Annotated in this window: 8 protein-coding genes; 3 read left to right on the top strand and 5 right to left on the bottom strand. The window is 45.6% G+C overall.

Translation table 11 applies throughout. The features are described 5' to 3' along the window. The coding region (locus QUA53_RS28050; protein WP_333249257.1) for a transposase at nt 1-459 on the top strand (459 nt) is incomplete at its 5' end. A gap of 181 nt (nt 460-640) precedes the next feature. Here the strand turns inward: QUA53_RS28050 and QUA53_RS28045 are convergent. From QUA53_RS28045 to QUA53_RS28035, 3 genes are all read right to left on the bottom strand, one after another. After that, complete coding sequence (locus QUA53_RS28045) at nt 641-1450, bottom strand: GAF domain-containing protein (RefSeq protein ID WP_333101041.1); 810 nt, start codon at nt 1448-1450, stop codon at nt 641-643. Between the two features lie 776 nt (nt 1451-2226). After that, entirely contained in the window at nt 2227-4125 is a 1899-nt protein-coding gene (locus tag QUA53_RS28040) for an ATP-binding protein (protein WP_333101040.1), read from the bottom strand. Nucleotides 4126-4686: 561 nt separating this feature from the next. Next, nucleotides 4687-4914 (bottom strand): type II toxin-antitoxin system CcdA family antitoxin, encoded by a 228-nt coding sequence (locus tag QUA53_RS28035; RefSeq protein ID WP_333069950.1) that lies wholly within the window; start codon nt 4912-4914, stop codon nt 4687-4689. 327 nt (nt 4915-5241) lie between these two features. Between QUA53_RS28035 and lepA the strand changes: the two genes are divergently transcribed. After that, a complete protein-coding gene (gene lepA / locus QUA53_RS28030; RefSeq protein WP_333101039.1) occupies nt 5242-7056 on the top strand; it encodes a translation elongation factor 4 in 1815 nt (604 codons plus the stop codon). A 216-nt stretch (nt 7057-7272) separates the two neighbouring features. Here the strand turns inward: lepA and QUA53_RS28025 are convergent, their stop codons facing one another. Beyond that, nucleotides 7273-7710 carry a DUF5958 family protein gene (locus QUA53_RS28025; protein WP_333101038.1) on the bottom strand — a complete coding sequence of 146 codons (438 nt, stop codon included), beginning with the start codon at nt 7708-7710 and terminating at the stop codon, nt 7273-7275. Further along, the gene (locus QUA53_RS28020; protein WP_333101037.1) at nt 7703-7873 is read right to left on the bottom strand and encodes a ribbon-helix-helix domain-containing protein; all 171 of its coding nucleotides are present in this window, start codon (nt 7871-7873) and stop codon (nt 7703-7705) included. Before QUA53_RS28020 ends, QUA53_RS28025 begins: the two co-directional genes overlap by 8 nt. On the opposite strand from QUA53_RS28020, the gene QUA53_RS28015 reads away from it, so the two are divergent. Further along, nucleotides 7872-8054 carry a hypothetical protein gene (locus tag QUA53_RS28015; RefSeq protein ID WP_333101035.1) on the top strand — a complete coding sequence of 61 codons (183 nt, stop codon included), beginning with the start codon at nt 7872-7874 and terminating at the stop codon, nt 8052-8054. The genes QUA53_RS28020 and QUA53_RS28015 overlap by 2 nt on opposite strands. Nucleotides 8055-8135 lie beyond the last annotated feature (81 nt).

The raw sequence follows: 8135 nt of genomic DNA, 5'->3' as shown, positions 1-8135 counted from the left end.
CTCATCCCTTGCGTTCCCTATGGATGGCAAGAGCGGGGAAAATACTTGAAAATAAAAAGTCGTCGTAGTCGTCGAATTAATGTGTTGGGTATCATGAATAGAAAAAATAATCTTGAAGCTTATGTTTCACTTCAAAGTATTAATTCGGATGTGATTGTTGCTTGTATTGACGCTTTCTTTCCTATAGTCAATAAGCCCACGGTGATTGTTGTAGATCGAGCATCAATTCATACCAGTGGTTACATTCTTGATAAAATAGAAGAATGGAAAGAACGTGGGATTACCATATTTGAACTACCTACCTATTCACCCGAGTTAAATTTGATAGAAATTTTGTGGCGGTTTATTAAGTATGAATGGATTGATATAGATGCTTACTCTAGTTGGGAAATTTTTACTGCATCTGTGGAAAAAATCCTCAGAGAATTTGGTGATAAATATGTAATTAATTTTGTCTAACTACTTACTACGTGTAGTAGTTGCTATGCTGTACTGTGTAAAACAGTAATGCCCTAAAAATAATTGATGAACCAGCTACCGAATTTCTTTAGGGAATCTATCGATAAAGTATCAGCTTTTTCCAGGGTAAAACTTGTTGGCACGGTAAATATTAGACTTGTTAAATACGCCACTAGAAGGTTTACTGATGCCCCGATTTTTCCTGAGTCCTGAAAGTGGCTAACTCTGCGTGAGTTTGGCAAGCTTCACTTAACTCAATGTAATCTAAGATATTGGAAATTACCTCAGAAAGGTGGATAGCCGAACGGTGAGCTTCTTCGATAAAATCTCTCTCCTCTATGGGATCGTCAGCTTGGTCGTCTATGGTTAGTTGTAGATAGCCGATGATGTGATTTAGGGGAGTGCGGAGCTCGTGGGACGCCTTCAACAAAAATTGCTTTTTGAGCTGGGATAGTCCTTGTACTCGCTTGCTGCGCTCTTGGTAGAGAGTGGCGAGGGCGATCGCACTTCCTACTTGCTCGGCGAGTTCTTGTGCAAATTCGATTTGGCATTGAGTCCAAGGTCGATCGGTCTTACCCTTCCCCGACGATCGACCTTTGCACTGATGCAAGCTAATTATGCCGTTAGGTTGCTCTTGGTAAGCGGTAGCCACCACTAGCAGCGACTGGGGTCCAAAAGGGTCATTGGCTGCAAAGGACTCTACTACCACTGGTTCGAGGGTGGCTAGAGCTTGAAGGAAATGAGGTGCTGCTGTGAGCGAGATTTCCATTCCCAGCATGGGTAAAAATGGTTCTTGGCAGTATTCAGCAGCTACTTTGACTTGCAGGTTAGAACTTTCATAGGGACAAATGATGCAGCGGCTGACGCCTAGTGTTTCTCCCAGAGTGTTAACTGTTTGCTGCCAGATGGTATGGATATCCAAGGTTCGACGAATACTTCTGCCAATTTGGAGTAAAAGCTTTTGCGATTGAGCTGATATTTGCTGATTCATAGCAACCCTTTTTCTACTAGACTGGCAAAAGTTTACCACTCCGGCAACAGAGCAGGAATTTACTCAATTTGCCAGCCTGCGGCTGTCCCACTTATAAATTACGTAATTCTACTTAAATATTGCCACACGCTTTCAAAAATTACTAAGTAGTTGGGCTGTCTTTACAAGATCTTTACGATCGGCACATAGAACGGAGAGCGTCCTTTATGCAACAGTTTTCTTAACAATCCTTTACAGTAGGGGATTCGGAAGCTGAATCAGTCCTAAAAGCAGGCATTAAGTTCTTGTAAAGTTGGCGGGCTGTGGGGGTTTACTAGGAGGTGTGAGCTACCAGCCGATAGATTAAAGATGAGCTGTTATCCGTATCCCCCGGATTTGATTTATGCCAATTCTGGGTGGGGATCGGAAGTGGCGCGGGCGATCGATAGGAGTCCAAAACTCCCAAGGAGGGAGCTTGGCGACGGATAAAAGTCAAAATTTATACGCTGGTGGGCGATCGAACTGTGTTTGTAGGATAATTACCAATTATAGATGACTTTTATTAAGGCAAAAAAACTCACAAATACAGGAATATAGCCATTTTTAAGTGAGTAAGGTACAGTTTTTTAATTGCTAATAAAGCTTTCGAGTGCCTCACGAAATTTGAGAACTGCTAGAGCTGTTTTTTGCTGCTTCCTGATTTTTTCTTGCTTCTTACTTTTTGCTGATTCCTGATTTAGGCTTCCTGATTCCTTCAACGTGCGGAGGAGAAATTATTGATAATTTATTACCGATGATTAATTTTTAAATAGTGGTTCTTGGTAAAGGGGTACAGTAAAAGTAACCGTAGCTCCGAGTCCTTCCCCCATACTGTAAAAATTTACTGTACCTCCCATTGCTTCTACCAGTTTTTGAGAAATAGCCAATCCCAAACCGGTGCCGCCGTATTGTCTGGTACGAGCGCCATCCACCTGAAAAAACGACTCAAATAATTTATCTTGCTTGTCGAGAGAAACCCCAATGCCAGTATCAGCGACTCGAATTTTCACCATTCCGGGGAACTGCTGGTTGTGAACTGTCACCTTTTTCTTAATAACCTCAGCACTGATGCGAATTCCCCCTTCCCCAGTAAATTTAATCGCATTGCCCGTGAGGTTCAAGATTACTTGAAGCAGGCGTTGGTAGTTGCCGTACACAATAATCTCGTCCTCAACAGAAGGTTTTTGGATTTGAAATTGCAATCGCTTTTGCTCGACTTGAACCCGTGTAAAATTCTCAACTTGTTGCAAAAGTTCGCCGAGTTTTACGGGAGCGAGGTCTAACTCCATTTTGCCAGCTTCGATTTTAGCGATATCCAAAATATCGTTAATGACATTGAACAAATGTAATGCCGATCGGTAAGCTTCTTCGATAAATTGGTGCGCTTCTTCGGGGTCATCTGCCATGCCGTCCACAAGCAGTTTTAGGAAGCCGAGGATGCCGTTGAGGGGGGTGCGGAGTTCGTGAGAAGTATTGGCAAGAAATTGACTTTTAAGTTGGGAAAGAGCTACGGCTTCGGCGCGGGCCTGTTCTAATTCTTGGTAAAGTGTAGCGTGGGCGATCGCACTGCCGACTTGAGCGACTAACTCGCGGGCGAATTCGAGTTCGACATGACTCCATTTTGGGGAACTGCCGCAGCGGTGCAAACATATCAGTGCATTGGGTTGGTCTTCATAAAAGGTAGCTGCTACGAGCACGGAATGGCGGTGGAAGGGATCTGCGGCGGGGGAGGCGTAATCGACTGCTACTGGTTTTAAGGTGGCTAAAGTTTGAATCCACCCTGGCTGTTCGGCTGCGCGCAGTTCTAATCCCAGCATAGAAGAGTAAGGTTCTTGGCGGTATTCAGCTACTACTTTAAAAGTTTTCGATTGGAGATTTTCGATTTGAGCTGGGGAAAGCGGGGGCGAGGAGTCCTTAGCTATTGACTGTTGTAATTCGGCTGCTGCTGCGGTCGAATTCTGCTGATTTTCCGAGGCAAGGAAGGGAGAAGTTTCGAGATTTTCGCTGTCTTGTTTGTATGAACAGATGATGCAGCGACTCGCGTTCAAAACTTGACCCAAGCTGTTAACAGTTTGCTGCCAAATTGTTTCTAAATCGAGGGTTTTGTGCAGGTTTTGAGCAATTTGGGAGATGATTTTGCGGTCGATTTCCGAGTAGGAAGGGAGAACTCGACCGGGGATGTGGCTCGCTGGAAGCGACATTGGTGGGCGGGCGTCCGATGGGGATGGCAAAGCTGGATAAAGCATAAATTCTGGGGAGTCGGGCCGTCTGTCTGTGGGTTTGTCAGACAGCAGCCTTCCCATAACTAAGACTTTTGCAGCTTTGCCGTTTGAGTCGATCGCCGGAGTAAGTGTCAAATCGAAGAGGAAATATTGTCCGGCGTGGCAAAATGGATAGCTGAACCGTTGCGGTACGAGGGTTTCGAGCGCCCGCTGCAGGATATCGAGGTAAGGCGCAGGGGGGATGGGTTGCAGGGTTTCGCTGAGGGGGCGATCGACAATTTGTTCTGCTGTAAGGTTGTACTGTTCGGCTTTTTGCCAATAAAAAGATAGATATTTACCAGAGCCGTCTTGGGTAAATACTAATTCTGCCCCTAACTCTTGAAAAAAGGCTGTAGAGGCGAGGCTCGATCGCCGGAAATCTGTGTTAGAGTCCATCAGAGTAGGGGATGAAAGTAGTTCTGATTTGGGAGTATTGAGTTTTTAATAAAGAACTCAATACTCCCCAGTGTTTGGGGCTTCTACTGTTAATTGGTGAGTTATTAATCCAAAAAGTTCTTGGCTTTTTAATTAAAACATTAATCGCTCAACACTCACACTTTGCAAAAATTTTATGCTTCTACTATTGACTTTTGAGTGATTAATGAACTCATAAAATATTAATTATTTAATTCTGAACTCAACTCAAAACTCAACACTATTCGTTCTCAGCCGTTTTGGGTAATTAAGAAATAAAAATTTAGATTGAGGAATTAGGAATCTGCACCGATTAACTATCTAGTTTGAAAATTACGCCAAAATCTGAGGCTGCCAACAGCTCAACTCTGGGACTGGCTCAGGCATTTTTTCTGTCACCTTGAATAGTTCCGAGGTTGTCAGTTAGCCGAGTTAACTCGCCCACAACCTGTAGGTTTCGTCACGAAATCTGCAGGAGATAGTCCGCGCGCTCTAAATTTCACAGCCTGCTGATTTGCGCGCGCCGTCTGGGGCGAGAGCAGCTCAGTCGTTCCATTCACCACGCGGCGGGACTGGGGGGTTGCGGCGTAAACTCAGAGCCAGCTCGTCTTCGCGGCGCTCGCCTCTGAGCCACTGCTTGATTGCTGTTTCAATGACTTTGCTGGGGTCATTCGTCAAGTGCTTAATTTGGTCTAGCAGTTCCGAATCTATATGGATAGATAGTTCCACTTTTTCTGACGAACTGTGGGAGGGTATACTTGGCTGGCTCATAGTTAAAAAATCCTAGTTTTAATTCTTAAGTTTCAATTCTTTTCATGACAACCGACTGGACTAGATATTTGCAGTCCCTGATTTGCACCCCACCTTTCCTCAACCGCTTAACAGCTTTCTGTACAATGAGACAGAGAAAAGTTTTTTCCTTTTGGGTGTCCGACCGAACCCGGACACTTGAATGGTAATAACTGATACTCTTGAGGTTTGTCTCTGTTGTGGTTTCATCTCAATCCCCAGTAAGAGGTTGAAGTAAGCACTCTACTCTTGCTTGTGTAATCATACAACAAAAAGTATCCTTTGCCGATTAGCTCTTCGATAAAAAACATGACTAACGTCCCTGTATCTCGCATTCGTAATTTTTCGATTATTGCTCACATCGACCACGGAAAATCGACCTTGGCCGATCGCCTGTTGCAGGCGACTGGGACTGTGCAGGCACGGGAGATGAAGGAGCAGTTTTTAGACAATATGGATCTCGAACGCGAACGCGGCATTACGATTAAGCTGCAAGCGGCTCGGATGAATTACACTGCCAAGGACGGTCAGGAGTACGTGCTCAACCTGATCGACACTCCCGGACACGTGGACTTTTCTTACGAGGTGTCGCGATCGCTCGCTGCTTGCGAAGGGGCGCTGCTGGTGGTTGACGCATCTCAAGGCGTGGAAGCACAAACCTTGGCAAATGTCTACCTTGCCTTGGGAAATAATTTGGAAATTATTCCAGTTTTAAATAAAATTGACCTGCCGGGAGCAGAACCGGAACGGGTAAAAGGGGAAATTGAAGAAATTATCGGTCTGGACTGTAGCGGGGCGATTGAGGCTTCGGCTAAGGAAGGAATTGGTATAGATGAGATTTTGGAGTCGATCGTCGAATTGGTGCCAGCGCCGCAGGATACTGTGGACAAACCGCTGCGGGCGCTAATTTTTGATAGTTATTACGACCCTTATCGCGGGGTAATTGTGTATTTCCGGGTGATGGACGGAAGTGTCAAAAAGGGCGATCGAGTTTTGTTGATGATTTCGGGTAAGGAATATGTCATCGATGAATTGGGCATCCTTTCACCGACTCAAGTTCAAGTAGACGAACTGCACGCCGGGGAAGTTGGTTATCTGGCTGCGGCAATTAAAGCCGTAGCTGATGCTCGCGTCGGCGATACGATTACTTTGGTCAAAAAGCCTGCACCGGAGCCTTGGCCGGGTTATACAGAAGCAAAACCGATGGTTTTTTGCGGCTTGTTCCCGATCGATGCTGACCAATTTCCAGATTTGCGGGAAGCTTTAGAAAAACTCAAACTCAACGATGCGGCCCTTTCTTACGAACCGGAAACTTCGAGTGCGATGGGATTTGGTTTTCGCTGCGGTTTCTTGGGTTTGCTGCACATGGAAATTGTGCAAGAAAGACTGGAGAGAGAATACAATTTGGATTTGATTGTTACGGCTCCTTCGGTGGTTTATCAAATCACAACAATTAAAGGGGAAGTGTTAACAATTGACAATCCCAGCCACTTGCCAGAGCCTCAGTATCGCGAGAAAATTGAGGAACCTTATGTGCGGGTAGAAATGCTGTCGCCGGAAACTTATGTGGGCGCGCTGATGGAACTGTCTCAAAGTCGGCGGGGCATTTTTATGGATATGAAGTATCTCAGTCAAGGCCGAACTACGCTGGTTTACGAGTTGCCTTTGGCGGAGGTGGTGACTGACTTTTTCGATCAGATGAAATCGCGATCGCGCGGTTATGCGAGCATGGAGTATCACATAATTGGCTACCGCGAAAATCCGTTGGTGAAAATGGACATTTTAATTAATGGCGATCCGGTTGATGCTTTGGCGATGATCGTACACCGGGATAAGGCTTACAATGTGGGCCGCGGGTTGACGGAAAAACTCAAGGAGTTGATTCCCCGCCATCAATTTAAGGTGCCGATTCAAGCAACAATTGGTGCGAAGGTGATTGCTTCTGAGCACATTCCCGCTTTGCGGAAGGATGTGTTGGCGAAGTGTTACGGCGGTGATATTTCGCGGAAGAAGAAGTTGCTGCAAAAGCAGGCGAAGGGTAAGAAGCGGATGAAGTCTGTGGGTACTGTGGATGTGCCGCAGGAGGCTTTTATGGCTGTGCTGAAGCTCGATCGGGATTCGTAATCTGTGTGGCCTTTTGTTAGGAACAGGCAAGATGCCTGTTCCACAAAGAGTCTGTTTTTTTGTAGTTGTTTGCAATCACCTCGAACAGGCAAGATGTCTGTTCCACAAAGAATCAGTTTTCTTGGGGGATGGGCCTCTTGCCCGTCCCTGTGGAAGCCCAGAATATGGCTGCTGCGTGAGTAGCGATCGCCTGCTCGCATCACAGCTTACTACAACTTAAACAAGAATGCTTTGTAGAAACTCGCGCTGAATTTCATCTACAACTTTGCGATCGCTCAAATCGCGATGCCACCAGTGGCTGCAGCCATCTTGACAATATTTGCAGTACCTGCGCGCATCGGCAATTGCCAATAAACTCATTAACAGGAAAAAGGTTTTGATAGATTCTGAGGGCGGCAGTTTCAAAAGCTTTGCCATTTGTTCTTTTAATCGCCCTCTACTCAGCAACACACAAGGGGTGTAAGTTGGGGGAAGTTTTGATTTGGCAATAGCGAGGGAAACATCTTCTTCTCGCGCCCCTGCTTGGAGGGTCATGTATGATAGCCGCTGCAATATTTCCTGCTGGTACTCGGTTGGGAAGCTTAAAAACCAGTTTTTTGCATCTTCTTGGCTAATTAATTCTTGTTGAATTTGATTGATTGTAATTTCAATCATCTATTGATTTGAGTTTGCCGAATGCTTTTGCTCGATCGATCGCCTCTTGAATCAGAAGGTAGACACAGTTGGAGATCAATCGCTTTTCGAGATCGCACAACTTTTCGAGATCCTTTTTAGCCTGTGTTGGCAAAACAACTGAAATCCGCTCGCTGTCGCTCATGCCTTGCAATCTGTTGGAAGTTTCCCCTATTGTGCCACCTCGTCCGTCCAGCTTGCAATGGGCGATCGTCGGTCGCTATCACAGCCGATCGGATGCGGAGGGACATATTCAGTTGTTTCGGCAAGGAGTGCCCAACATCCGATTTGAAGTGGTGTTTGATTTACCCTCTCGCCGAGGATAACTTTTCTGACGGGGTGACAACCCCGTCAAAACCCCTAGCTGAAGCAGGTTAGACCGATTTATGGTAAAAAAAGATGGGGTC

It is taken from the genome of Microcoleus sp. Pol12B3 (assembly GCF_036701355.1).
Taxonomy (GTDB): Bacteria; Cyanobacteriota; Cyanobacteriia; order Cyanobacteriales; family Microcoleaceae; genus Microcoleus.
Note: the sequence above shows the minus strand (reverse complement) of the source record. Positions and strands in the feature narration are given on the sequence as shown.